Annotated in this window: 29 protein-coding genes; 3 read left to right on the top strand and 26 right to left on the bottom strand. The window is 71.5% G+C overall.

Features of this window, described 5'->3' with window-relative positions; all coding sequences use genetic code 11:
* Window positions 1-157: 157 nt before the first annotated feature.
* Window positions 158-2128, bottom strand: a complete 1971-nt coding sequence (gene mobF / locus OG599_RS34820; RefSeq protein ID WP_327180366.1) for a MobF family relaxase — start codon at window positions 2126-2128, stop codon at window positions 158-160.
* Window positions 2129-2408: 280 nt separating this feature from the next.
* Between mobF and OG599_RS34815 the strand changes: the two genes are divergently transcribed.
* From OG599_RS34815 to OG599_RS34805, 3 genes are all read left to right on the top strand, one after another.
* Window positions 2409-2705 carry a hypothetical protein gene (locus OG599_RS34815; protein ID WP_327180365.1) on the top strand — a complete coding sequence of 99 codons (297 nt, stop codon included), beginning with the start codon at window positions 2409-2411 and terminating at the stop codon, window positions 2703-2705.
* A 153-nt stretch (window positions 2706-2858) separates the two neighbouring features.
* Window positions 2859-4007, top strand: coding sequence for a ParA family protein (locus OG599_RS34810; RefSeq protein ID WP_327180364.1), 1149 nt, complete (start codon window positions 2859-2861; stop codon window positions 4005-4007).
* Window positions 4004-5020: a ParB/RepB/Spo0J family partition protein gene (locus OG599_RS34805; RefSeq protein WP_327180363.1), complete on the top strand. Its 1017-nt coding sequence runs from the start codon at window positions 4004-4006 to the stop codon at window positions 5018-5020. Before OG599_RS34810 ends, OG599_RS34805 begins: the two co-directional genes overlap by 4 nt.
* Before the next feature lie 75 nt (window positions 5021-5095).
* Here OG599_RS34805 and OG599_RS34800 read toward each other — a convergent pair whose 3' ends face one another.
* From OG599_RS34800 to OG599_RS34680, 25 genes are all read right to left on the bottom strand, one after another.
* Entirely contained in the window at window positions 5096-5572 is a 477-nt protein-coding gene (locus OG599_RS34800) for a hypothetical protein (protein WP_327180362.1), read from the bottom strand.
* Entirely contained in the window at window positions 5569-5940 is a 372-nt protein-coding gene (locus tag OG599_RS34795) for a hypothetical protein (RefSeq protein WP_327180361.1), read from the bottom strand. Before OG599_RS34795 ends, OG599_RS34800 begins: the two co-directional genes overlap by 4 nt.
* Entirely contained in the window at window positions 5937-6539 is a 603-nt protein-coding gene (locus OG599_RS34790; RefSeq protein ID WP_327180360.1) for a hypothetical protein, read from the bottom strand. The genes OG599_RS34795 and OG599_RS34790 overlap by 4 nt, the downstream gene beginning before the upstream one ends.
* A gap of 63 nt (window positions 6540-6602) precedes the next feature.
* Window positions 6603-7319 (bottom strand): hypothetical protein, encoded by a 717-nt coding sequence (locus OG599_RS35575; protein ID WP_442809739.1) that lies wholly within the window; start codon window positions 7317-7319, stop codon window positions 6603-6605.
* Window positions 7320-7329: 10 nt separating this feature from the next.
* Window positions 7330-7821, bottom strand: a complete 492-nt coding sequence (locus tag OG599_RS34780) for a hypothetical protein (RefSeq protein WP_327180359.1) — start codon at window positions 7819-7821, stop codon at window positions 7330-7332.
* Window positions 7822-7823: 2 nt separating this feature from the next.
* On the bottom strand, window positions 7824-8636 hold the full coding sequence (locus OG599_RS34775; protein WP_327180358.1) for an Lsr2 family DNA-binding protein: 813 nt from the start codon (window positions 8634-8636) through the stop codon (window positions 7824-7826).
* Complete coding sequence (locus tag OG599_RS34770; RefSeq protein ID WP_327180357.1) at window positions 8636-9196, bottom strand: WhiB family transcriptional regulator; 561 nt, start codon at window positions 9194-9196, stop codon at window positions 8636-8638. The genes OG599_RS34775 and OG599_RS34770 overlap by 1 nt, the downstream gene beginning before the upstream one ends.
* The gene (locus tag OG599_RS34765; protein ID WP_327180355.1) at window positions 9193-9654 is read right to left on the bottom strand and encodes a hypothetical protein; all 462 of its coding nucleotides are present in this window, start codon (window positions 9652-9654) and stop codon (window positions 9193-9195) included. Before OG599_RS34765 ends, OG599_RS34770 begins: the two co-directional genes overlap by 4 nt.
* On the bottom strand, window positions 9651-10310 hold the full coding sequence (locus OG599_RS34760) for a GGDEF domain-containing protein (protein ID WP_327180354.1): 660 nt from the start codon (window positions 10308-10310) through the stop codon (window positions 9651-9653). Before OG599_RS34760 ends, OG599_RS34765 begins: the two co-directional genes overlap by 4 nt.
* Window positions 10311-10518: 208 nt before the next feature.
* Window positions 10519-10935, bottom strand: a complete 417-nt coding sequence (locus OG599_RS34755; protein WP_327180353.1) for an NUDIX hydrolase — start codon at window positions 10933-10935, stop codon at window positions 10519-10521.
* 71 nt (window positions 10936-11006) lie between these two features.
* Window positions 11007-11804, bottom strand: a complete 798-nt coding sequence (locus tag OG599_RS34750) for a hypothetical protein (protein ID WP_327180352.1) — start codon at window positions 11802-11804, stop codon at window positions 11007-11009.
* Between the two features lie 46 nt (window positions 11805-11850).
* Complete coding sequence (locus OG599_RS34745; protein ID WP_327180351.1) at window positions 11851-12414, bottom strand: hypothetical protein; 564 nt, start codon at window positions 12412-12414, stop codon at window positions 11851-11853.
* Between the two features lie 84 nt (window positions 12415-12498).
* Window positions 12499-13068 (bottom strand): hypothetical protein, encoded by a 570-nt coding sequence (locus OG599_RS34740; RefSeq protein WP_327180350.1) that lies wholly within the window; start codon window positions 13066-13068, stop codon window positions 12499-12501.
* An 84-nt stretch (window positions 13069-13152) separates the two neighbouring features.
* Window positions 13153-13845, bottom strand: coding sequence for a hypothetical protein (locus OG599_RS34735; RefSeq protein ID WP_327180349.1), 693 nt, complete (start codon window positions 13843-13845; stop codon window positions 13153-13155).
* Between the two features lie 92 nt (window positions 13846-13937).
* Window positions 13938-14327 (bottom strand): hypothetical protein, encoded by a 390-nt coding sequence (locus OG599_RS34730; RefSeq protein WP_327180348.1) that lies wholly within the window; start codon window positions 14325-14327, stop codon window positions 13938-13940.
* 109 nt (window positions 14328-14436) lie between these two features.
* Complete coding sequence (locus OG599_RS34725) at window positions 14437-15006, bottom strand: hypothetical protein (RefSeq protein WP_327180347.1); 570 nt, start codon at window positions 15004-15006, stop codon at window positions 14437-14439.
* Window positions 15007-15009: 3 nt separating this feature from the next.
* Complete coding sequence (locus OG599_RS34720; protein ID WP_327180346.1) at window positions 15010-15141, bottom strand: hypothetical protein; 132 nt, start codon at window positions 15139-15141, stop codon at window positions 15010-15012.
* Window positions 15138-15605, bottom strand: coding sequence for a Pycsar system effector family protein (locus OG599_RS34715; RefSeq protein ID WP_327180345.1), 468 nt, complete (start codon window positions 15603-15605; stop codon window positions 15138-15140). The genes OG599_RS34720 and OG599_RS34715 overlap by 4 nt, the downstream gene beginning before the upstream one ends.
* A gap of 87 nt (window positions 15606-15692) precedes the next feature.
* Window positions 15693-16286, bottom strand: a complete 594-nt coding sequence (locus OG599_RS34710; protein WP_327180344.1) for a hypothetical protein — start codon at window positions 16284-16286, stop codon at window positions 15693-15695.
* A gap of 110 nt (window positions 16287-16396) precedes the next feature.
* The gene (locus OG599_RS34705; protein WP_327180343.1) at window positions 16397-16786 is read right to left on the bottom strand and encodes an RRQRL motif-containing zinc-binding protein; all 390 of its coding nucleotides are present in this window, start codon (window positions 16784-16786) and stop codon (window positions 16397-16399) included.
* 40 nt (window positions 16787-16826) lie between these two features.
* The gene (locus OG599_RS34700; protein ID WP_327180342.1) at window positions 16827-17348 is read right to left on the bottom strand and encodes a hypothetical protein; all 522 of its coding nucleotides are present in this window, start codon (window positions 17346-17348) and stop codon (window positions 16827-16829) included.
* A gap of 143 nt (window positions 17349-17491) precedes the next feature.
* Complete coding sequence (locus OG599_RS34695) at window positions 17492-17701, bottom strand: hypothetical protein (protein ID WP_327180341.1); 210 nt, start codon at window positions 17699-17701, stop codon at window positions 17492-17494.
* Window positions 17698-19167, bottom strand: coding sequence for a hypothetical protein (locus OG599_RS34690; protein ID WP_327180340.1), 1470 nt, complete (start codon window positions 19165-19167; stop codon window positions 17698-17700). The genes OG599_RS34695 and OG599_RS34690 overlap by 4 nt, the downstream gene beginning before the upstream one ends.
* A 169-nt stretch (window positions 19168-19336) precedes the next feature.
* Window positions 19337-21484: a hypothetical protein gene (locus tag OG599_RS34685; RefSeq protein WP_327180339.1), complete on the bottom strand. Its 2148-nt coding sequence runs from the start codon at window positions 21482-21484 to the stop codon at window positions 19337-19339.
* The gene (locus OG599_RS34680; protein ID WP_327180338.1) at window positions 21484-21939 is read right to left on the bottom strand and encodes a hypothetical protein; all 456 of its coding nucleotides are present in this window, start codon (window positions 21937-21939) and stop codon (window positions 21484-21486) included. Before OG599_RS34680 ends, OG599_RS34685 begins: the two co-directional genes overlap by 1 nt.
* Window positions 21940-21971: the final 32 nt, after the last annotated feature.

Raw genomic sequence — 21971 nt, 5'->3', positions numbered from 1 at the left:
CCCACCAGCAGGGGGGGGCGCTCAAGGGTTGCCGAGGTGACCGGGGTGCCCAGAAACGAGGTCTGACCTGTGCGGATGCCACGGTAGGCGACCATGATCACTGTAGGGAAGAGTGTAGGGGCAGCTGTAGGGAGAGCTGTAGGGAACCTTGGTGCAGTCAGCGGCCGGCTCCTGGTCCCTGGTACGAACTCGGCTGCTGAGGATGATGCGCGCGCTGGTCGCCCTCACGCGCCGGGCGCACCGTGTCGGTGCCGCCTTGCCCGGCGTTGCGGTCTGCGCGGGCGCGGGAGTCGTCGGCCGCCTTGGTGTACGCGTCCTGGAGGCGGCGCAGTCGATCGTCTGTGAGGTCGAGGGCTTCCACGTCCGTGCGGGATTCCCGCAGAGCCCGCAGCGCCGTCATGTCGATCGCGTCCGGGGGCCCGGCCTCCGGCTCCTGGTCGTCGTGCTCGGGGTCGGCTGGCTCGGGTGTGAGCAGTTGCTCGGGCATCGCCGCCTGCTGGTGAGCGACGACGTCGTACGCCCGGTCCCGTACGGCGGTGGCGGTGGCGGTGCGCAGCTTCGCCCGGACTGCTGCGCCGGCGAGGAGGGCGCGCTCGTACTGGAGCGGGATGCGGGGGATCTCCCACTCCCCCGCGTCCTGGCCTGGGTGCCGGTGCGCAGCGGGCTCGCCGGGATCGGCCGGGGGCTGCCGGTCCGGGTCGGGCGCGGGGGCAGGTGGGCGGCGGCGGGCGGGAAGGTCGGACAGGGCCCACCGGGCGGTGTAGAGGCGGTAGCCGGCTTCGAGGCCGCGTACGGTCTTCGGCTCGCTGATGTCCAGGCAGTGGGTGGAGATGGCGGCGGCCACGACTTGGTCGTCCAGGCCGGGGTCGCGGCGGCGGCCGCGCAGGACGAGGGCGAGGTGGCGTCGGGCTTCGGCGAGCAGGTGCCGGCGGTGGAAGCGGCCGCCGTCGTTCATCACGAACACCGTCGCGGCGACGTCGACGGCCGCCAGGGCGACGTCGACCACGGCGACAACCCGGGCCCGGATCGTCACGGCCGCGGCGCGGGCGTACTCGAGGAGGGAGGTGATGACGTCGGCGGCGACACCGGAGGTGAGGATCGCGCTCGTCTTCCACCAGGCGCGCAGCTGCGCGAGCGGCTGGGTCTTCTGCTTGGGCGGGCGGGTCTTGCGGGTGGCGATGGTGTTCAGCTTGGCGCGGGCCCGTTCGGAGACCACGGGTAGGAACTTCGGCTCGCCGTCGTCGTCGATGGCGGTGACGTACTCGTGCTCCAGCTCGGTCAGGCAGGCGGCGTTTTGGTCGCTGCGCCGGGCGGTCCAGCGGATCAGCTCGTGCGGCACCCCGGCGATCTCCATCACCGGGCGGCGCCCCGGGGTGACGGTGCGTGGCTCGGTCGCCAGCCCGAGCTCCTCGCAGACCTCGGCGGCCACGAGCTCGTTGTAGAGCGCGGAGGCCGCGACGGTGTTCTCGTGCAGGGCGGTGGTGTGGATCGAGCCCCACTTCCCGTCCAGGCGCTGCCCCTTCACGGACAGCAGGACGTGGTCGTGGAGCAAGGGCCGGCCGGAGCGCGCCTCGTAGTGGCGGAAGCGGGCGGCGACCAGACCGCCGGGCGGCCTCACCCGGTAGATGCCGCCCTTGCCGAACCGGATCACCGCGACCTCGTCCTCGATCCACTCCAGCACCCGTACGATCGCCCGCTCGTGCGCCGCCTCGATCACCCGACAGGTCTCCTCATCCCCGAACGCCCACAGGAGGTAGATCGTCGGCTGCGGCCGGAACACGAAGTCGACACCCGTGACCGTCACCCGCCGCCCGAGAGCACCGGCCCGATACGCCTTCTTCGGGAAGTCGCCCGCGGCAAGCCGGTCCGCCTCGATCCGGTCCGCGTACGGGTGCCGGCCCCGCTCGCCGAACAGGTTCCGCAGCTGCGCCTCGGCGACTTCCTCACCCGGCGCAAGCCCGAGCGCGGCCAGGCCGCGGCCCATCCAGCGCCCGGCCGGGACACCGGCCTGCTCCTGGGCGGCGCGCAGCGGCGTACGGGCCGGGCGGCGGCCGTCGCCGACGACGGTCTCGCGCGAGTAGTAGCGGTACATCTGACCGGCCCGGATCACCCTGATATCCACTGTCATGGAGACCACGGCACACGGCTCTGACCTGCAAGGAAAGGCCGATCAGCGGTACGTCCCGCCCGGCGGGAGCAGCGGCCGAACTTTCTTCACCGGTGCCCGTCAGGCGGGAAGCTGCCCCGAGCCGGACGCAAATGTCATCGCTCTCCGGCAGCCCTCACGCCGCGACCCGGACAACACCATCCAGCACCACTGAGCACCGTCTACCGCCAAGGAACGAGTACCGCCTACCCAGCCCCCGGCAACGGCCGGGGGCTTCGTCGTGCTGCCCGGAGGAGACACCGTGCCCACCTTCGAAACCCTCCCCCGCTTCACCACCGACCTCGAACACCTCACCCCGGCCCAGCGCCGGCGCTTCCGCCGCGTCGTCCTGAACGCCTTCGTCCCAGACCTGCGCACCGGCCGCCAGTTCCGCGCCGGCTTACGGATCAAAGGGGTGCGCTGCGCACAGGGCGTCTACGAACTCACCTGGGCGCCGGACGGGCGCGCGACGTGGTCGTACAGCCGGGAGGTATTCGCCGGAACACCGCATGTGATCTGGCGTCGCGTCGGCACCCACTACATCCTCACCGGGCCCTGAAGCGGCTGGCTTCGCGTGCGAACTCGCACGCGCTGTCGGCAGCCACCTCTACTCGCGAGGGCTGCTCCGACGCGAGCTGCTGCAGCGCAACCCTGCACATTTCTCCCGCGTGAGGATCTAAGGAACCATCATGACCTAGTAATGTTCGGTCGCATGAGCATCCCATCCCCTCGTGGGGAGCGAGAAAAACTAGTCACCTCGCTGACCCCCAGACTCCGGCGTCTCCTGAAGATCCGCGCTTTCGAGCACGGAATGGATATTCAGGACGCTGCGGAGCACGCGATCAAGGCGTGGTACACGGCAACTGGCCTGCCGGAAGAGAACACTGAAGGCGCGAAGACCTGGGGCACCTTCCTGCCTGAGGGTGAGCCGGACAAGTTCAAGCAGGAGTGTTCCGAGCGCGGCATCACCTATGTGCAGGGCCTCGCGCAGGCTTTGAAGCTGTGGTTGGACAACCACCCCTCCCCTACGACGCCACTGACCGAACAGCCGGTCGTGCGCGTGATAGTGGCCAACCAGAAGGGTGGCGTCGGGAAGACGTTCATCTCGAGCGGCATGGCCCAGGCTCTGGCCGAGGCTGGGCACCGGGTCCTGATCGTCGATTACGACCCGCAAGGGCACCTCACGGCGGAGCTGGGCTTCGAGGACGTCATGTACGAGGACGACGTCGAGACGCTGCTCATGCACATGGATGGCACGGCCAAGGGGCACATCGGCGATCTCCTGGTTGCTCTGGACCAAGAGCGCTTCGGTGAGCGTCTCCACCTCCTGCCGGCGAGCGATGACGCCTTCCTTCGTGACGTCGCACTCTCCAAGGTCAGCTTCAGCGAGGCTGCTCTGGAGCGTGCGCTGGAGCCGCTGGAGGCCGACTACGACGTCATCATCATCGACGGGCCGCCCAGCCTCGGGCTGAACATGGACACGGCCCTGTACTACGTGCGTCGACGTGATGGTGAGCTCGCCGACCGGTCCGGGGTCATCACGCCGGTGTGGGCGAACAAGGCCAGCCACCGGGCGTTCCGGCTGCTCAAGTCGCAGAAGGACGACCTGTGCCGCAAGGGGCGAATCCAGGTGGACTACCTCGGGCTGGTCATCAACGCGTACGACAGTCGGCGCGGAAAGCTGGTCAAGGAGAACAAGGACCAGTGGGAGCTCAGCACTTCTCCATCAGTGCTGGCCGTGATCGGCGACCTGAAGGAAGGGCGTGAGGCGGCAGACGGAGAGATCCCGTTGCTGGAATACGCCCCGGACAGCGAGCACGCGCAGGCGATGCGCGACCTGGCGAAGGAACTTGCCGTATGAGTAACAACAAGCCGGTGCGGGTCACCCGCGGTTTCAGCATGGACGAAGACGGCCAGGACGCAGCGAAGCCGGCACCGCGCCGGGTTCGAACCCGGCAGCAGATCATCAACGGCGAAGGCAAGCGCCCTCCGGCTTCGGTCCCCCTCGCCTCGCTCGCGCACAACCCGTTCAACCCTCGCGAGGAACTCACCGAGATCGCGGAGACCGCCGCTTCCCTGCTGGAACGAGGCCAAATCCAGCCTGTCACGGTGGTCCGGCGAGCGGCCTTCCTCCAGGCCCACCCTGGCGAGGAAGACGTGTTGGGTGAGGCCGAGTACGTCGTCATCGACGGAAACCGCCGGCTCGCTGCCGCCAGTGAAGCGGGGCTCGACGAACTCCGGATCGACGTCCACGACGCGTTGGCGGCGACCGACGCTGACATCCTCGAGTCGGCCCTGATCGCTAACGTGCACCGCGTCGACGTCGCACCTCTCGATCAGGCAAACGCGCTGCGTCAGCTCGTGGGCGTCCACGGTTCGCAGGGCAAGGTCGCCAAGCGCCTGGGCAAGACGCCCGCGTGGGTGTCGCAGCGGCTCGCCCTCCTGGAGCTCACCCCGGACTTGAAGAAGAAGGTCGAGACGGGCGAGCTGAAGGTCGAACCTGCCCGCCGCATTGGTCGTCTACCGAAGGGCAAGCAGGCAGCAGAGGCGAAGAAAGCCATCGATGCGCCCAAGGCACCGCGCCAGCGCAAGCACGCTCCGGCCGCCAACGTAAGCCCGACCGTTAACGCCGTTAATACCCCTGCTGGCGCGAAGGGCGAAGAGACCAAGGCCGACGAGACCGTTAACGCCGTTAACACCGAGGCGGCAGAAGTACCCCAGGGACTCGTGCTCGACGCGTCCGTATCTCCCTCCGAGCTGGTCGACGCGCTGGTGGCCTTCTTGGCGCCAGCCGATCTGTCGTCCGTCGCTGAACTGCTCCTGGACAGGATTGGGGACAGCGACCGCTCGGACAGGACACCCACTGCGGTCTGAACGGTCGTTCTCACCGCAACACAAAAAAGCGGCCCCCGTTCCCGGACGATTCCGGGAACGGGGGCCGCTTTGTGGTCAGGGGGCCTGGGTGGCGAGGGTGTCGTCGATGAGGATCTCGGGGGCGGGGTCGGCGGTGGAGCGTGCGGTGGTGACCTTGTCGATGGCGGGGGTGAGCGCGTCGTAGATACGGCCGGAGAGAGCTTCCTGGTCGGGGAGGTTGGGCCCCATCCAGCCGGGGTGGGCGTCCTGGTCCAGTTCGTCGAGGTAGGTGACGAGCTGGGCGCCGGTGAGCGTGATCCGGACCATGCCGCGCTGTCCGCGCTCTCCGTCGGCGGGGACGGTGGTGACCTTCTTCAGTCCGTCCGGGCGGGTGCTCTGCCAGATGTCCTTGTTGCAGATGATGGTCAGGGAGCCGATCCCGGCGGCCTTCTTCATGCGGCTGTCGTGATGGGCGGGGGACTGGGTGGTCGCGCCGCAGGCCGTGAGCGCCAGGATCGCGATCAGGGTGGTTGCTGCCAGAGATGCGGTACGGCGGATCTGCTGCACGGTCATGCCTCCAGGCTGAGGTTGGGGGTGATGGTGCGTCCGGCGTGTGCGTGGGTGAGGAGTCGGTACGGCGTCGTCCAGGTGCCGTGGATGCGGGACCGGGGGCAGTAGAGGGTGCTGGTGAGGGCGGTTTCGGTGTCGGGGTGGATGAGGACCAGGGCGACCGGGTCGGCGTCCGGGTGCTGCCTGGTGAGCGGGCGTCCGCGTTCCAGGCCGCCGCGCTCGCCAATCCGTACGGCGACGTCGCCGCGGCCGGTCCAGGGGGTCGGCCGCTGGCGGGCGGTGAGCATGGCGGTGAACTCCGCGACCGCCTTCTGATCGCCGGGGTGCAGGGGGCCGGCGCCGTGTCCGCAGCGGCGGAAGTGGGCCGTCACGTGCGGACCGTCCGGCGGTGGAGCCGGGCCCGGATCCGGTAGCGGAGCAAGGCGCGCTCCTGACGCTCCTCGATGGCGTCGGCGAGGAGTTCCTCGAGTTCGGCCATCTGCTCTTCGGCAAGCCACTGGGGCTGGTAGTCGTCGCCGTGGCAGACCGGGCACAGGTGGTCGTGCCCGGCGTGCTCCAGCCACGTTGCGCAGCCGACCTCGTTGCAGGTCGGCTGGGTGGGGTCCTCTCCGATGCCGGAGCAGTACGGGCAGCGGGTGAAGCGGAAGTCGACGGGCGCGCCCGCGTGGAGGTCGGAGTGGAGTTGGGCGAGGCCGCGTACTCCGAGCTCGCGCAGCAGGGCATCGGCGGCGGGGACCTGGCGGTCGATGCCGGTGTGGTGGTGGTCGGCGAGCATCTGGACTGCGGTGCACCAGGCGAGGGTGGAGCGGTCGACGGGGGCGGTGTAGTTGCTGGCCCACGAGTCGGTGGGGTCGGGGTCGGGGTCGGCGGGCGGCAGAGGCGGTGCGGTGAGCGGAATGCCGAGGGTGGTGAGTTGGGCGGTGATGTCGGCGGTGCGGCGGGTGAACTGGTCGAAGACGGTGGGGGGCATGGGCCCTCACATTCGGTGGGGCCGCCGGGACCGTGGTGGTCCCGGCGGCCGGAGCGGGTGGGGTCAGTGGGAGGCCGGGGCGAGGGTGGCCTTGTGGCTGTCGCGGTGCGCGCTCTGCGCCGGTTCGGCGAGGGCCCGCAGGCCGTGGGGGTCGCCGACCGGGCCGCAGGCGCTGCACACCACGGCGTAGTTGCGGCGGCCGGTGCAGCCGGCGTCCGGGTCGCGGGGCTTGCCGGAGGGCCGGGTGGCGTGGGTGCATTCGGTGCCGTCCGGGTGGAGCGGGGTGATCTTCACGGTGATGCGGGCCATGGGCTTCGTCTCCTGGTCGGGTTCGGGGAAGGGCAGCTGGTGGAGCGCGGCGGCCGGGGTGCGGCCCCTGGTGGGGCGCGGCGGGGTGGGCGGCTCGGTGCGGGTGAGCGCGGTCTCGGGGAGGAGTCCGAGCTGTCTGCCGGCGGCCGTGCGGGCGGCGAGGGTGAGCGAGCGGGTGACCCGGTGGTGGCCGTGGTCGATGCGCAGGTGGCAGAGCTGGCAGGCGGCGAGCAGGTTCTCGTCGCGCACGTCTTCGGGGGTGTGGTTGAGGTGGGCGGTAGTGAGGTGGACCACGGACCCGGTGTCCGGGTGGGTCTCCTCGTGGACGGCAGGGCAGCGGCCGCCCGGGTGCGCCAGGCCGCAGTGGCCCGTGCACTCGCAGCGGCCGCCCGCCCGCTCGAACCGGATCCGCGCGCTGATCCGGGGCCAGTCGCGCGGGTAGCGGTGCAGGTTCTCGGGTCGGATGGGCACGGCCGCTCCGCTACTCGCCGCCGGCGGCCTGGCGCTGCTCGAAGGCCTCGATCAGTTCGCTCAGCGCGCTCGGGTCACCGGCGGTGCCGACCCAGGCTCCCGTTTCGGTCCACACGGGGACCTCGCCGGAGTCTTCGTCGTCGAACCAGCAGACGTACGGTCCGTACCGTTCGAGGACGGCCGTGGAGCCGGCGGCCGGGTCGGACAGGTCCGGTGCGGTTTCCAGCACGGTGAGCGTGGTGACGGCCAGCCACATCGGTTCGTCCGGTGTGCGGGGCAGCCGGAGGTGGCCGGTGACGCGGAGCGTGTCGCCGGGGACGAGGTCGTGGATGACCGCGTGGGCCAGCTCGGAGTCGGTGACGCTGCAGGGCAGGATCATCTCGTCCGTGCGCTCGTCCGTCGGGGAGACGATGAGGCGGAACCGTGCCGTCGTCCCGTGCAGGTCGCCGGGCACGGTCTCCTCGTCCAGGAAGCCGTCCAGGGCTATCGCGTTGTCGGCCACGGTCAGCCGGCCTTCCGGACCGGCGCCTGGTGGGCGGCGTCGTACGCCTCGAGGACCGTCTTGCGCACGATGCCCGCGTCGGCGACCTGGTGGCCGTTGGCGCGCGCCCACGTCCTGATGGCGGCGAGTTCCTCCCGGGTGCGGCCGCTGCCCATGCCCGCCCGGATCGGCGTGGGCGCGGCGGCCGTGGTGGTGCGGGTGCCGGCCTTCACGGTGCGCAGTTCGTCCTGGGCGCGTTCGAGGTCGGCCTTGGCCTTGGCGACCTTGGCCTCGGCGTGGCGCTGGGCGGCCTCGGTGTCGCGGCGGTCGGACAGTTCGGCGAGGTCGGCGGTGATGCGGGCGGCGCGGCTGCGGACGCTGGCGGCCGGGTGGGAGGCGGCCCAGTCGATCAGCTTCTGGAGGGCGTCGGAGACGGGCAGCGCGACGACCGGGACGTTGATGGCCGGGATGTCGGTGATCTGGTGGGCGATGAGGTCGCTGAGGTCGGTCTCGCTGAGGCCGGTGGCCTCGCGGATCGTGTGCTCGGCGTCGCCGTTGTTGTGCATCGAGAGCGCCATGGCCTCGAACGCGGTCAGGGCCGGGGCGGGGGTGTTCGTCATGGTGGGTGCGTCTCCGGTTTCCGGGAGGAGGGGGAGCAGGGCGGTGAGGGTGTCGGGGTCGGTGGGCAGCCCGAGGACGTCCAGGAGCAGGGCGAGGTCGTCCTTGTCGTGGGAGCTGCGGGCGGTGACCCGGGCCGCGGCGGCGAGCTGCTTGGCCGGGTTCGGGTCCAGGGGCAGGGATTCGGCTTCGAGGGCCTCGGACCAGTCGGTGAACATCAGGCGGCCTTGCCGCTGGCGACGAGGGCCAGCACGCGCAGGTTCGATGCCGCCTGCGCGGGGGTGATCGGCTGCTTCCACCGGTTGTACGGCGCGGGCCGGGTGGGGATGGACTCCAGCTCGAGGCGGGCAAGGGCCAGTTCGCGGACGGTCGGCGGGACGACGCGGCCGGTGCGGGCCCGTTCCCGCCGGCGCCGGTCCTGCTCGGCCACCACGCCGACCCAGTCCTCACCGAGCCGCGCGACGAGGTCCTTGCGCAGTTGTGTGCGGTCGCGTTTGGTGGTCGCCGCCCACACCCCGGTGCGGGTCAGGTCGGGGTTGGCCAGCGCCCACTTCAGGCAGCCCGTGACGATCGGGCAGCCGGAACAGGCGTGCTTCGCCTTGGCGAGCGCCTTCTCACGGGCGTGGGGGTCCTGGTCGGTGTTGCGGATGTCCTCGAGCGCGAAGAGGCCGGGTTCCGTGCGGCAGCGCAGAACCTGGTCGGTGGTGGGGAAGGGGATGCGGTCGTCGGACGGGATGAACGTCGGCGGCTGCGGGACGCCGGTGCCTTTGCCGCTCATGAGCTGCTGCCTTCCGGGGAGAGGTGGGGGAGCTGGAGGAGGACTTGGTCGACGAGGTCCTGCGGGGGGCGCCACGGTCCGAGCTGTCCGTGCCGCCACGGGATCGGCAGCGCGAGCTCGTGGACGTCGGCCAGGACGAGGTGAAACGCGTCGGGCTGCGCCCACGTCGAGCAGGGAGCCGTGCCGACGGCGTCCTGGTGGCAGTCGGTGAGGCGGGCGACGCCGATGACGGCCCGGGTGGGCAGGCCGAGGCCGCGGATCGCGGTGGCGACCAGCGGGTCGCGCATCGCGGTGGGCTCGGTGGCCGCGCCGGCGTGCAGCAGCAGCCAACCGCGCCAGGACCACGGCCGGGGCCGGTTCTCCACCGTCTTCTCGCCGGTGAGGATCGCGGTCGTCCACGGCTGCCTGATGGTGATGCCGCGGATCCAGTCACCGACCGGTACGGCGGTAGTGGTCATGCGGCACGTCCCGGAACGGCGGTGCCCGGGCGGCCGAGGCGGCGTCCGTTGACGGAGGGCACGGTCGCGTGCGCAGGGGTAGCGACGACGAGGCGGCCGGTGTGTTTGCCCTGGTACATCGCCGAGTCCGCGGCCCGCATCATGACCGGCAGTTCGTTGCTGCCGGTGGCGGCCAGGGTCGCGGCGCCGAGGGACACGGCGAGCGGCAGGGTGCCGTCCGCGTACGGGACGGGACGGTGCATCAGCCGGACCAGGTGTTCGAGGCGCAGCGCCTGGTGGCGGGGGTCGATCCGGGTGATCGCGGCGAACTCGTCGCCGCCGAGGCGTCCGGCGGCGCCGCGGGGTCCGGCCCATTCGGTGAGGCGGCGGCCGATCGCGGCGAGCGCGGTGTCACCGGCGGCGTGCCCGAAGCCATCGTTGAGCTGTTTGAAGTGGTCGGCGTCCGCGAGGACCAGGACGGCCTCGTCAGGGTGGCGCTCCAGGAGGCGCTGGGCGCGGGGGGTGAAAAACTCACGGCGCCAGCACCCGGTCATCGGGTCGTGGTGCGCCTGGTCAAGGCGGCGGAGCAGAACCGCGGTGTGCAGGGTCCATCCGGCGAGCGGGACCACGAGCGCGGTGATGTGGAACGCCTTGGTCGGTAACAGGGTGGCGGGCATACTGAGATGTCCTTCTCGTCTCTGGCACGGGCAGGAAAGCCCGGGCCGCCGTTTGCGTCGGCGGCCCGGGCGCTTTCGTGTTCTGCGGGTGGTGCCCTGCTGGTCTCGGGATCGGGGCGTGGCGCTGGTCGTGGCGGAACACCGCGACCGCCCCGGCCGGGAAGGGCCGGGGCGGCACGGAGGAGCGCCGCGCTCGCGCGGGAGGGGGTCAGCGGTTGAGGGCGACCGTGATGATCTCGGCGTGGTCGAAGGCGAGGTCGGGGAGCGAGTTCAGGGGCCACCAGCGGGCGGCGGTGGCGTCGTCCCCGGCCGTCGGCTGGACCGGCGTGGGCAGGGTGGCCGTGTAGGCGACGGTGACGTACCGGCCGCGCGGGTCACGGCCCGGGGCGTCGAAAGCGCCCACCTGCCGGAGTTCGGCGGCCGGGACGGTGATGCCGGTCTCCTCCTCCAGCTCGCGCACGGCGGCCTCCAGGCTGGTCTCTCCCGTGTCCACGTGACCGCCAGCCAAGGCCCACTGCCCCTTGAACGGGTCCCAGCCCCGCTCGATCAGCAGGATGTGGCCGGCGGCGAGCAGGACGACGTCGGCGGTGTAGCGGATCGTCTCGTCGGTGGTGCCGGTGGTCATCAGATGCCTCCTGGTCTGAAAGGGATGGAGCAGGCCGCCCCGGGCGGGGCGGCCTGGAGGATGCCGGTCTGTCAGGCGGCGACGGCCGCCGGGGTGTCGAGCCCGGCGCCGAGCAGCAGGCCGCGGATCGACTGCTCGTACTCGCCGTCGCGGATCCGGTCGAACATGAGCTGCCCGGCGACCAGGCACCGGGCCCGCAGCTGGATCAGAGCGACCGTGTGCGAGTCGGCGCCGGCGGCGGTCGCGGCCTGCCCGGCCGCGTCCCCGGCGAGCTGGTTGGCGGCCTGGAGGGCGGCCTCGCGCCGGGAGTACTGCGCCCTGCAGAACGCCCAGCTGGTCAGCGCCCGGGTGTGGTCCACCCGCTTCTCCCACGCCGTGTACATGCGGCGCGTGCTCTCGGGGTCGGCGGCCCAATCGGTGGCCCACTGCCGGGCGAGGTCGGGCAGCTGCGCGAGTTCGGCCAGGACCTGCGCGCCGCGGTGTCCGAACGCCTTCCAGGCGTCGGTCTCCTCCACGACGCGGATCTGGTGGGACAGCAGCCAGTACGGGGAGTAGGCGGTGGCCCAGTTGCCGGTCTCGCCGAGCGGCTCGACGACGAACAGCCGGATGGGCCAGCCGTCCTCGACGCGCTCCAGGATCTCGCCGGGCCGCGTGTACATGTGGAAGTAGCCGAAGGGCCGGTCGGTGTACCACTTCTGGCCGGGGGTGGGGTGGTCGACGACCTGGCCGAGGTGGTCGACGAGGTTGACGGTCGAGATGGTCTCGCCCTGGGCGCGGAGGTAGCGGGCGAGGTAGATGTCGGTGGGCGGGACGGTGCCGTCGGGGCGGGTCGCGATGTAGTGGACGACGGGCCGGATGCTGTGTGCCATGGCTTCCTCCAGGTGGTCTCGGGAGCGTGCTGGGCGGGCGGTCGGATCAGGCGCGGGTGGCGGGGGCGGGGCCGCGGAGCTCGTCGACGCGGATGGCGCTCTGCTCGGTCTGCTGGGCGAGGGCGGCGATCCGGCTGGCCTGGTCCGCGAGGGCCTCGCCGCGGATGAGGCCGGCGGCGAACTGGGCGGTGAGCCGGGCCAGCTCCTGGGCGTGCTCGGCGAGGTACTCCATCTCGCGGCCGACCGGGTCGGGGTGCGGGACGACGGGGTCGGGGAGCGGCTGGTCGACCAGCCGCCGGACGATGACGGTGAGCGCGTCGGTGACGGCGTCCAGGTCGCCGTCGGCGAGCCAGGCGTCGATGCTGTCGTGGCCCGCCAGGTCGGGGGTGTACTTCACGTGGCACCGCCGGTCGGGGGCGGTCAGCGACGCGGTGGTGAAGACGATCCGGCTGTTCCTGCGCTGCGGGTAGACGGTGAGGGCGAGGTCGGCGGCGGGGCGGGTGAAGTTGACCGGCCAGTTCGGGACGTCGGGCGGGGTCCACTCGGATCCGACGATCTCCCCGAGGAGCGTGATGAAGCGGGTGGGGGCGTGTGCGGCGGGGTGGGGCATGGGCGCCTCCTGGCGGTGACGGTGGGCTGACGTGCCCCCGCACCGTCCCGGCCCGGGCCCGGGACGGCACGGCGGTACGTCAGGTCACAGGCGCCGGGCGAGGTCGGCGGTGACGCGTTCGGCTTCGGCTCCGTCGGCGAACATCTGCGCCTGGAACTTGTTGGCCTGGCGCTTGCTGAGCGGGTGGACCTTCATCTCGTGGCGGATCCAGGTGATGCGGTTCTCACGGGCGCCGGAGCGGATGAGCTGGTCGACTTCGACGAAGCCGCGCAGCAGAGCGAGCTGGAGCTGCTTGCGGTCGCGCAGCTTCGGGGCGGACAGCAGCATCCACATCGCGCCCTTGGGGGCGATGACCGTGGCGACGCGGAAGTCCCGGGTCTTGCCGACGATGGCCTGCTTGGTGCCGGCGGACTTCCAGACGTTGGCCGGGACAGCGGCCGCTTCGCCCTGCGCCTCGTTGGCGAGCCCGAGGAGCAGGTGCGGCTTCGTCAGGACGATCGTGACCGGGCCCAGCGGGCGGCGGCCGTAGTGGTCGTGGACCAGGTTCTGAACGGCCGACGCGCGGGAGAGGACGCGCTGTTCGGCGGTGCGGGAGACGAAGGCGCCGTAGCGCAGGACGCTGAGCTTGGAGGTCCTGTTCTTGGTGAGGGGCATCGGGGAGGGGTTCCTCTCGGAGGCGGGGCTGATTGGCCACCGCACCGCCCCGGCCGGAAGGGCCGGGGCGGAACGGGCAGCCCGTCAGCCCTCGAGGGCCTTGAGGTAGTCGTCGAGCTCGGCGACCGAGACCCTGTGCTCGTCGCCGGCCCCGTCCCCGGTGCCGGTGGTCACCGGGGCGGCGGGGAGGCCGGCGGCGCGGGCGGCGAGGTGGTGGCGGACCTGCTCCATCCCGGTGATGCGCACCGGCTGCTCGCCGTCGCCGGTCAGCAGCGTGAAGGTGTGCTTGTACTCGTCCCTCTCGGCGCGGTGGTGGAGCACGACGCCCGGGGCGAGGTAGAAGGACGCCTCGCCGTTCTCGTAGCCGCGCCACCGGCTCGCGTCCCGCAGGAACGTGTCGCCGCCGTCGATCTGGAAGGCGCCGTTGGCGGCTCGGTGTGCGGCGTCGTCCTCGGTCGCGGTGATGACCTGGGCGAGGGCCTCGTCCAGCGTGGCGGCCGGGGCCGGGGCGGACTGGCGGGTGGGGATGAACGTAACGCGGGTCATCCGGCGCAGCGGGGCGAGGGCGTGTTCGGCGAGGCCGTCGACGGCGATCGCGCCGAAGACGGCGGCGGCCCCGGCCGCGGTGATCCGCAGGCTGTCGGCCCAGGAGGTGGGGGTGATCTGGTAGCCGAGGTAGGCGCCGGTGGCGCCGCCGATCAGCGCGGCGACCATGCTGGCGCCGTCGATCATCGAGCTGGCGACGGTGGTGGCCACCTGGCGCAGGGATGCGTTCATGGTGAAGGACTCCTTGTTCTGGGTGCGCTGGGAGAGGGAAAGGGTGGTGCTCCGGGGCGGCCGGGGCCGAGGCCTGCGGTCACCCCGGGCGCTCAGAGGCCGGCGGTGTGAGCGGCGGCGGTGGTGCGGGCGGTGTGCGCGAGGAGCACGGTCAGCTCGTGGCCGTGGTCGACGGCGGCCTCCAGGAGCTCGAGGAGTTCCGGCTCCAGGTTCCGGTTGCGGGCGCCGGTCAGGACGCCTTCCAGGTAGAGGACGTCGGCCAGGACCCGGCCCCGGACGTCCAGGACACCGGGCTGGACGTGCTGTGCGGTGCAGTTCTTCGCGGTGGCCAGCCGGGCATGGCCGGCGGCCTCGGCCTCGGTGTACGCGGTGTCGCTCTGCTCGGTCAGCAGGACGTCGAGCTGGGCCGGGTCGCGGTAGGTGCGTCGCCACCCGAGGCGGGCCGCGACAGTTTCCATGAGGGTGTGGCGGGTGCGGGGCACGGTGACCTCCGGGGGAGGGCCGGTCGCCTGGTCTCGGTTGACCCGGCGGACACCGCGACGCCCCCGCCCGCCGGGTGGCCGGCGGGCGGGGGCGCACGGTGAGCGCCGGTCAGTTTTTCGGTTTGCTGCGGGCGTAGTAGGAGACGTAGCCGCTGTGGCTGCTGCGCTCGATACGCAGGACGTCGGGCTGGTCGGCTGCCAGCTGCTGGAGCACGTTCTCGATCCAGGCGGTGGTGCGCTGCATGGTGAGGCGGCGCAGGTCCAGGGAGGAGAGCCACAGCTGGTTGGTCGCGTAACGGCGGTTGTCGTTCACCCAGGCGTGCAACTGCTCGCGCACGGTGTCGTCGTCCGGGCGGGCGGGAAGGGTGCGGGGCAGTGCGCGGCAGGTCGTGGCGTGCTCGTTGGCGACCGTCGCGGCCTGGGCAAGGCCGTAGGGGGTGTACGTGGGCTTTCCGCCGTACGCGGAGGCGAAGTGGCAGCCGAGGCACGCGACCGTGTAGCAGTGACCGGTCTTGTCGTCGTCGGGGGTGTAGACGAGAACGACCGCGTGGGCCTGGTTGTAGTACCGCTGGGCGATGGTGACGCCCTCGGGCTTCCAGGTCTCGCCGATCTCGGGCCACGGGTCGGGGGCCGGCGCTTCGACGGGCTCGGGGCGGCGGGCGAACAGGGTGAGTGCCATGGGTTACTGCTCCTTCTGGTCGGCCTGGGCATGGATGCGGGCGGCGGTGCGGCGAGCGGCGGCGATCACGAACGGGACGGCGAGCGCGCTGGCGATGCTGGCGTAGCTGATGACGAAGCTGGCGGCGGTGCTCACACCAGCACCCCGATCGCCGCAGTGGTCAGCAGGGCGAGCGCGGCGAGGATGACGTCGACCGCGAGGGTCAGGCGCTGGAACTTGCGGGCCGCGAGGATCGACAGCGCCTTGATGCAGGCGAGGCGGTGGTCCTGCTCCATCGCCACCTCGAGTTCGTTCTCCTCCAGGCGCGCCCACTGCGGGAAGGTGCCCGGTGCGGCCGTGCCGACCGTGAGGCAGGGCCGGACGACCAGGAGGAGTAAGACCGCCGCGGCGGCGAGGGCGAGGACGGCCAGGCCGCCGACGACCTTCGTGAACACGGGCAGGTCCTTGTCGGCGATGCTGGCCAGACCGGCGAGGACCGCACCGGTGAAGGCGAGCAGGAGGCTGGCCTTGCTGTCGGTGCGGGCGATCTCCCCGGTGACGGCGGCGCAGGCGGTGTCCCGGTTCCGGTCGCCGGTGTTGGTGAGAGGGGCGATGGTCACGTGCGATTCCCATCCGGGCCGGGCTGTCCGGCTCCCCGTCACCACCCGGCCCGCGAGGCGGGGCGGGTGGATCAGGCAGCCGTCAGATCAGCGAGACGGTTGGTTGTGGTTGTGCAGGTGGATCAGCGGGCGCAGGGACAGGCCGCGCAGGGCGAAGAGGCTGCCGATCGTCCAGGCGAGGACGGTGAGCGCGGTGGCGACGGGTCGGCCTGCGGCGGGGGAGGCGTCCCAGACCATGAGGACCGAGCAGGTGCCGTGCGCGATCCAGGTCAGGCGGGCGCCGACGGCGCCGGTGAACCAGGACGCGGCGAGGGCTCCGAGGCCGACGCCCTGCCAGATCACGAACGCGCTGGAGGCCGTCAGCGGAAGGCCGGCCGTGTGCGCGGTCAGGTAGGCGTGGACGGGGTCGGCGACGGTGGCGGTCGCCTGGGTGACCCACGCCCAGTCCTGGTGGTGGTACCAGGTGATGCCCCTGGGGACGGCCCAGGTGAGGGTGAGGACCAGGGCGACGATGCTGACGAACCCGAGGGCGGCGACGGCACCGGCCGGGAGGTCGTCGGCGGAGCTGATCGGCGGCCGCCGGAGCGGGGCGGGCCGCCGGGGCGGGATGCGCTGGCTGTCGTCGATGGTGTCCAGCGGCGGGACGGGGGACTGGGGGTCGTGCGGGACGGGCTCGGTCACCGGGCGGGCTCCTTCACGGTGGTCACGGGACAGGCCGGGCTGGCCGACTCCCCTTCACCACCCGCCGCACGGGCGGGTGGATCAGGCAACCGGCAGACGCGGGAAGGGGTTCACGCCGCAGCCGCGAAAGACTCGCCGGGCGGCAGCACATAGCTGAAGGGCGCGGCCGGGGTGCCGTCGTGGCAATCCAGGCACGCCCCGAGGGTGCGCAGGGGTAAGCAGTGGGTGTAGCGGCGCCGGCAGGTCGGGCAGGTCTGGCGCTTGGCCATCGCCTTGTCGAGCGCGACCTCCTTGGCGAGGGTCATCGGCCGGATCGGCAGGGCGCGGTCGATCTCGTACAGCCACGCCTTGCGCTTGCCGCCCCGGCATTCGATGACGGCGACCGGGTCCTGGCCGCCGGGCCGCAGCCGTTGTTCGCGCAGCTGGCGGCGGGTGGCGAGCCCTTTCGGGGCTTGGCGCCACCGGTAGACGGGCAGCGCCCCGGTGCGGGGTTCGTACATCGGCACGTCCCGGACGGGCGGCTGTCCGCCGGGGGTGGGATCAGCGGCCGCCGCGGCGGCCACGGTTGTTTCCGATGCCGGTGTGGATCTGGACCTTGGCGCGGCCGCGGGCCTGGACGGTGATCGGGGTGCGGCGGCCGGCGCTGGTGCTGAACATCTTCAGCACCAGCGCGCCGCCCGCGAGGACGGCGACCAGGAGCACGACCGCGTTGATGAGGGCGACGAGCGCGGTCGCCAGGAAGTAGATGCCGACTCCGGTGACGCCGAGGATGAACGCCACCAGCGCGGCCTTCACCAGGAGCGGGGAGACGTAGGGCTGCGGGGCGGGGGCGGGCGGGGCCGCGTAGTAGGAGATCTGCTGTCCGTACAGGCCGGGGACGGTGACGACGGTGTCCATGCCCGGGGCCGCCGGGTAGACGACGGTGCCCTCGGGGAGCGGCGCGCCGTACGCGACGGGGTGCGGGGCGCCGTACGGGGCGGGCGCCGGGTTGTAGGCGGGGGTGAGCGGCGTCGGGGCGTAGACGGGGTAGCCGGGGTGGGGCTGGTTGCCGGGAGACGGCATGATGGGTCCTCTCCTCTGATGGGGAGCTCGGGCAGTGTCATTTGGCGTGAGATCGCCCGGGGGAGGCTTCGGCCTCTTCACCGGCCTCCGGAGGTGCTTCCTTCACTTCCGGGGGCCAGTGGAGCCGTCGAAGCACGGGGTGCTCAGTCGGTCAGTTGGCGCCACCGCGTGGGCAGCAGCGCCTCGTAGCGCAGCAGGATCGTCGGCGGGTGGCCGGATCCGGGCGCGGGGAGCAGGGGCACGGGGTCGCCGCCCTGGTGGGTGAAGTCGACCCCGGCGCCGGTGGTGGTGAAGTCCAGCTCCGTCTCGTTCTCGTTTTCGTTCTCCGGCCGGGTGCCGGGCCGGCGCCTCATGCCGCACCCGCGTCGGTGCTGTCCTCGAAGACGTCCAGGGCGTCGGCGATGACCGACTCCTCGAATCCGTCCTCTTCCGCGAGGCGGCGCTTCGCGGCGCGGGCCCGGTCTCCGACCCACGTCTCGCCCTTGCCGTACTGGTTCGCGAGCCGCTCCAGATCCGGTGCGACACCGGAAAGCGAGCACTTCGCGATGTACCGCTCGGCTTCGTCACGCTGCTGCTCGCGCACTTCGCGAGGCACCCGCACCGTGTTTTCCGAGGCGGTCAGAGCGGGGACCGCGCTGAGCGCGAGCCCGTTTTCCGAGGAGCGGCCGGAAGAAATCGAGGCACGCACGCCACCACTTTCCGAGACTCCGCGAGTCTTGGCGGCGGCCCGCTCCAGGGCCCGCTGACGCTTGATCTTCTCCGCTTCCTCCAGGGCGCGGGCCTCGGCCTCCGCCTTGATCCGCTCGGCCTCCGCCTTGGCCTCGGCCTCCTTGCGCAGCGCGTCTGCCTGGGCTTCTGCCGTGGTGATCTCCGCCCGGCGCTTGGCGTCCCGGTCGCGGTCGGCCTGCTCCAGCTCCCACCGGGCGCGCTCCTGCTGCGCCTCGATCTCGGCGTCGGTCTTGCGCTGCGCCGCCTCGATTTGTGCGGCCCGTTCCTTGATCCGGAGCCGCTCGCGGTCCGCCTCGATTTCCGCCCGGCGAGCGTGGTCGGCCGCCTCGATTTCTGCGGCGCGCCGCTCGTTTTCGAGCCTCGCGTTCTCCTCGCGTTCTTGCCGGGCGGCCTCGCGTTCTTCGGCCTCGCGTTCCCGCTGCGCCTCGCGTTCTGCGGCCTCGCGCTTGTCGGCGGCCTCGCGTTCGGCGACCTCGCGGGCTCGCTTTTCGGCGGTCTCGCGCTCTGCGGCCTTCGCGCTCTCGAACCGGCCGATGATCGCGGCGAGTTCACCGCGCCGCCGGGTCGCGTACTTGCGGTACCCGGTGGCGGCTTCCGCGAGGAGGATCAGCAGGGCCGGGGCGACGGAGTGGAGCAGGATGCCCCCGGCGTCCGGCGTCTTGGGCACGAAGTGGAAGTGGGCGTCGGGGTAGAGCGACGTCCAGCAGTTCATGACCCAGGTGGACAGGCCGGCGGTCCAGCGGAGCAGGAACGGCCAGCCGCCGGGCTTGTAGTCGCCGCCGTGCTCGGCGAGGACGCCGTCGACGTACAGGACGGTGATCAGGGCGAGGCTGGCCAGCGGGTCGAGCATCCAGGCGATGTACCAAGGGATGTCGTGGGACATCCCGAACCGGGTCACATTCACACAAGTGAAGATCAAAGCGCCGCCGCCGAGGGCGAGGAGCGCCTTGGTGACCATAGTCAGGACGTTGTCGACTTTGGTGATGGAGTTGCGGGCCTTGGCGGCGTCGTCGGCGCTGACGGGCGGCTCGGGCGCGGGGGCGGGGGGCGCTCCGGCCCGGGTGGGCCGGGGCACGGTCGGGGCACTCATTCTTGTTACCCTCCGTAGTGTTCGGGGTGGTGTGCGGCGCACTGTGCGCGGGGTGCAAAGCGGGATGAACTGCCTGTGTGCGGGGGTGCACACCGGAAAAGTCCTAGAGGGGAGGCCGGGTTCACACAGTGCGGTGTGCGCTGTGCGAACCCGGCCTCGGTGGTGACGTTCAGTTGCCGTTTTCGAGGGGGGAGCGGATCAGGTCGTACGATCCGTAGCCCTCTTCGGAGTCGTCCTTGGCGATGACGCCGTCGTCCAGGAGCTGCTTCTTGAGGCGGTTCCACCAGTCGCGGGCGCCCTTCTTGTCGACCCGCATCCACAGGTCGTTGAGCTCCTTGGGCTCGAAGGACGATTTGCCTTCGCGCACCCAGGAATCCAGGCGAGCAAAGATGGCGTCCCGGGTGGCCTCGGGGGAGAGCTTCTCCGCGTCGCCCACCAGGCCGGGCAGGGAGAAGACGGGGGCGTCGGCGGCCGGCGCCTCGATCTCGCTCTCCGCGTCCAGGTCGGTGTACTCGCCGGGCTCGGGGTCCTCGGCGAGGATCTGCCGCAGTGCGTCGTCCAATTCCTCGGTCTCCTTCGCGAGCAGGTCCTCGTCGACCTCGATGTCCATGTCGTCGTCCTCCTCGTCGGCGTCGCTGTCGTACGCGGAGGACGGGTCCGCCGACGCGACGGCGGCCGGAGCGGCCGCCTGCTGCTGGGGGAAGGCGCCGGCACCGTCGGCGTCGCCCTCCAGGAGCGGGGTGGTGTAGAAGGTGCGGTCCTTCCACAGCGCGCCGAACGCGTTCGCGGTCGTCTCGTCCATGGGGGTGCGCACGTTCATGCCCGCCGTGACGGCCGCCGCCAGGGTGGCGCGCTCGGCGTAGTACGTACGGGCGGTGACCGCCCACCGGTCCTCCGCGATGCCCATCCCGGCCGCGTACAGGTAGCCGGGCTTCCTGTTGCCCCAGCCGGGAAACGCGCCGGCCTCGATCGCCTCGGGCGGCAGGATGTACTGGGCCTCCGCCCCGTCGGACAGCCCGTAGGCCATACCGGCGGGGTGGTTGGAGCGCGCCGTGGTGTCCATCTGATCGTGCGTGGCGCGCTGGATGGAGGAGAGGAACCAACCCCCCGTGCTGCGCAGGGTGCGCAGGACCTTGCCGTAGGCGTCGCCGTCGGCGAAGTCGGCGGCTTCCTCTCCGATGATCAGCAGGAAGTTCAGGCCGCAGCCGGGCTTCCACTTCGACAGGCCCTTCGCGGCGAGGTACTCACCGCGGGCCTTGATGACGGTGTGCATCTGCTTGAAGAACCGGCGGGCGTCCTTCTCATCGCTGATGACCATGTCGGCGGCGTGCCGGACGTGCCCGTAGTCCTGCATGAACTTCGAGCAGTTGATGATGATGACGGACACCTCGGTGCGGGTGGCGGCCTCGGTCACGATGATGCTGTTGCCGACGGTCTTGCCCGCGCCGTTGGTGCCCTGGGCGACGCAGTGCTCGACGTTCCCGCCGCCCTCGACCTCCTGAGGGTCGGTGAGCTGTCCGGCGAGGTTCAGCTTGAGGGTCTCGCCGTCCTCGTACTGTCCGAGGCTGATCGGCAGGTCACCGAACCCGGCGCCGAACGCGGACGGGCCGGGCCAGGCGAAGCCGTCCTTGAGGAGGTCGGCGACCTGGACCCGCATGGTGATCAGCGAGGAGTCCTCGTCGTCGACGGTGTGGGTGATGCGCCCTTTGCCGACCTTCAGCGCGGACGCCATGGCGGGGAGCCGGCGGGCGAACTCGTCCGCCGTCGCCCCGTCCTTCGCCTCGACCTGGGCGACGACCGTGCCCTTGCCGTTGGACGTGGCGTCCTTCAGCTCGTGCTTGGCCAGCCCGATCTCCGCTTCGAGCTTGGCCCACTTCCCGTCGGCCTTCTCCGCCGCGCCCTTCTTGTACAGCGCCGACCAGAGGTGGTTGGCGATGCACAGGCCGGACCCGGCGAGCGCCCAGGTGCCCATCGTCGCGCCGGTCTCCAGGCCGACGACGGTGCCGAGGGTGATCCCGGCCGTCGTCGCGAGCGTGTTGACCTGGTGCATGATCCGCAGGTCCTTGTCGCGCTTGGCCTTGATGTCCATGTGGCTGATCAGCTTGGACAGCGCCGCGCCGGTGCCGGCCAGGCCGAGCGCGGCGAGCGCCAGGGAGGCCGGGGTGGTGGCGAGGAGGACGTGGGCGGTCTCGGCGACGACGCAGCCGCCGATGCTGATGCCCCACGGCCCGCCGTACGTGATCCACGGGGACGTCGGGTTCTGCTCGTCCGGCGGGGTGGTGTCGATCTTCTTCGCGCGACGGGAGAACCGTGCCATCAGGCCGCTCCCCTTTCACCCGCACCGCGGGGCTTGTCACCGATGGAGAAGCCGGGCTTCTTGCCCTTGCCCTCGCGGGCCTTGCGCTCGGCCTCGATCTCCGGCTGGATGAAGTGCTTGACGAAGGACGCGTACATCTTGATGCCGGACAGACCGAGCACCTTCGCGGCGGAGGCGCCGCTCTTGAGGTGCGCGGCGACCAGCAGGGCGCGGATCTTGGACTGGGCCCCGAAGGTCCACCACTTGCCCTTGTACTGGGCGAGGATGGCGCCGACCATGTCGGCGTCCATCCCGATCCGCATGTGGAGCTCCAGGCCGATCGCCCGCAGGATCCGGGCGTACTGGTAGAGGTCGCGGTCGGTGGTGAACTCGATCTTCTCCAGCTGCTGGATCAGCTGGGCCAGAGTCGAGCCGAGCTTCTCGCCGCTGTCGCTGTCGCTGTCGCTGTCGCTCATATCGGGTGGGTTCCTTCCGGGTGAGGGGGCCG

Origin of the sequence: Streptomyces sp. NBC_01335 (assembly GCF_035953295.1) — a bacterium.
Taxonomy (GTDB): Bacteria; Actinomycetota; Actinomycetes; order Streptomycetales; family Streptomycetaceae; genus Streptomyces.
Note: the sequence above shows the minus strand (reverse complement) of the source record. Positions and strands in the feature narration are given on the sequence as shown.

Coding starts and splice junctions, on each gene's coding strand:
- mobF (WP_327180366.1), bottom strand. CDS start 2,128: ATGACAGTGGATATCAGGGTGATCCGGGCCGGTCAGATGTACCGCTAC.
- OG599_RS34810 (WP_327180364.1), top strand. CDS start 2,859: ATGAGCATCCCATCCCCTCGTGGGGAGCGAGAAAAACTAGTCACCTCG.
- OG599_RS34805 (WP_327180363.1), top strand. CDS start 4,004: ATGAGTAACAACAAGCCGGTGCGGGTCACCCGCGGTTTCAGCATGGAC.
- OG599_RS34800 (WP_327180362.1), bottom strand. CDS start 5,572: ATGACCGTGCAGCAGATCCGCCGTACCGCATCTCTGGCAGCAACCACC.
- OG599_RS34790 (WP_327180360.1), bottom strand. CDS start 6,539: ATGCCCCCCACCGTCTTCGACCAGTTCACCCGCCGCACCGCCGACATC.
- OG599_RS34775 (WP_327180358.1), bottom strand. CDS start 8,636: ATGTTCACCGACTGGTCCGAGGCCCTCGAAGCCGAATCCCTGCCCCTG.
- OG599_RS34770 (WP_327180357.1), bottom strand. CDS start 9,196: ATGAGCGGCAAAGGCACCGGCGTCCCGCAGCCGCCGACGTTCATCCCG.
- OG599_RS34765 (WP_327180355.1), bottom strand. CDS start 9,654: ATGACCACTACCGCCGTACCGGTCGGTGACTGGATCCGCGGCATCACC.
- OG599_RS34760 (WP_327180354.1), bottom strand. CDS start 10,310: ATGCCCGCCACCCTGTTACCGACCAAGGCGTTCCACATCACCGCGCTC.
- OG599_RS34755 (WP_327180353.1), bottom strand. CDS start 10,935: ATGACCACCGGCACCACCGACGAGACGATCCGCTACACCGCCGACGTC.
- OG599_RS34750 (WP_327180352.1), bottom strand. CDS start 11,804: ATGGCACACAGCATCCGGCCCGTCGTCCACTACATCGCGACCCGCCCC.
- OG599_RS34745 (WP_327180351.1), bottom strand. CDS start 12,414: ATGCCCCACCCCGCCGCACACGCCCCCACCCGCTTCATCACGCTCCTC.
- OG599_RS34740 (WP_327180350.1), bottom strand. CDS start 13,068: ATGCCCCTCACCAAGAACAGGACCTCCAAGCTCAGCGTCCTGCGCTAC.
- OG599_RS34735 (WP_327180349.1), bottom strand. CDS start 13,845: ATGAACGCATCCCTGCGCCAGGTGGCCACCACCGTCGCCAGCTCGATG.
- OG599_RS34725 (WP_327180347.1), bottom strand. CDS start 15,006: ATGGCACTCACCCTGTTCGCCCGCCGCCCCGAGCCCGTCGAAGCGCCG.
- OG599_RS34705 (WP_327180343.1), bottom strand. CDS start 16,786: ATGTACGAACCCCGCACCGGGGCGCTGCCCGTCTACCGGTGGCGCCAA.
- OG599_RS34700 (WP_327180342.1), bottom strand. CDS start 17,348: ATGCCGTCTCCCGGCAACCAGCCCCACCCCGGCTACCCCGTCTACGCC.
- OG599_RS34695 (WP_327180341.1), bottom strand. CDS start 17,701: ATGAGGCGCCGGCCCGGCACCCGGCCGGAGAACGAAAACGAGAACGAG.
- OG599_RS34690 (WP_327180340.1), bottom strand. CDS start 19,167: ATGAGTGCCCCGACCGTGCCCCGGCCCACCCGGGCCGGAGCGCCCCCC.
- OG599_RS34685 (WP_327180339.1), bottom strand. CDS start 21,484: ATGGCACGGTTCTCCCGTCGCGCGAAGAAGATCGACACCACCCCGCCG.
- OG599_RS34680 (WP_327180338.1), bottom strand. CDS start 21,939: ATGAGCGACAGCGACAGCGACAGCGACAGCGGCGAGAAGCTCGGCTCG.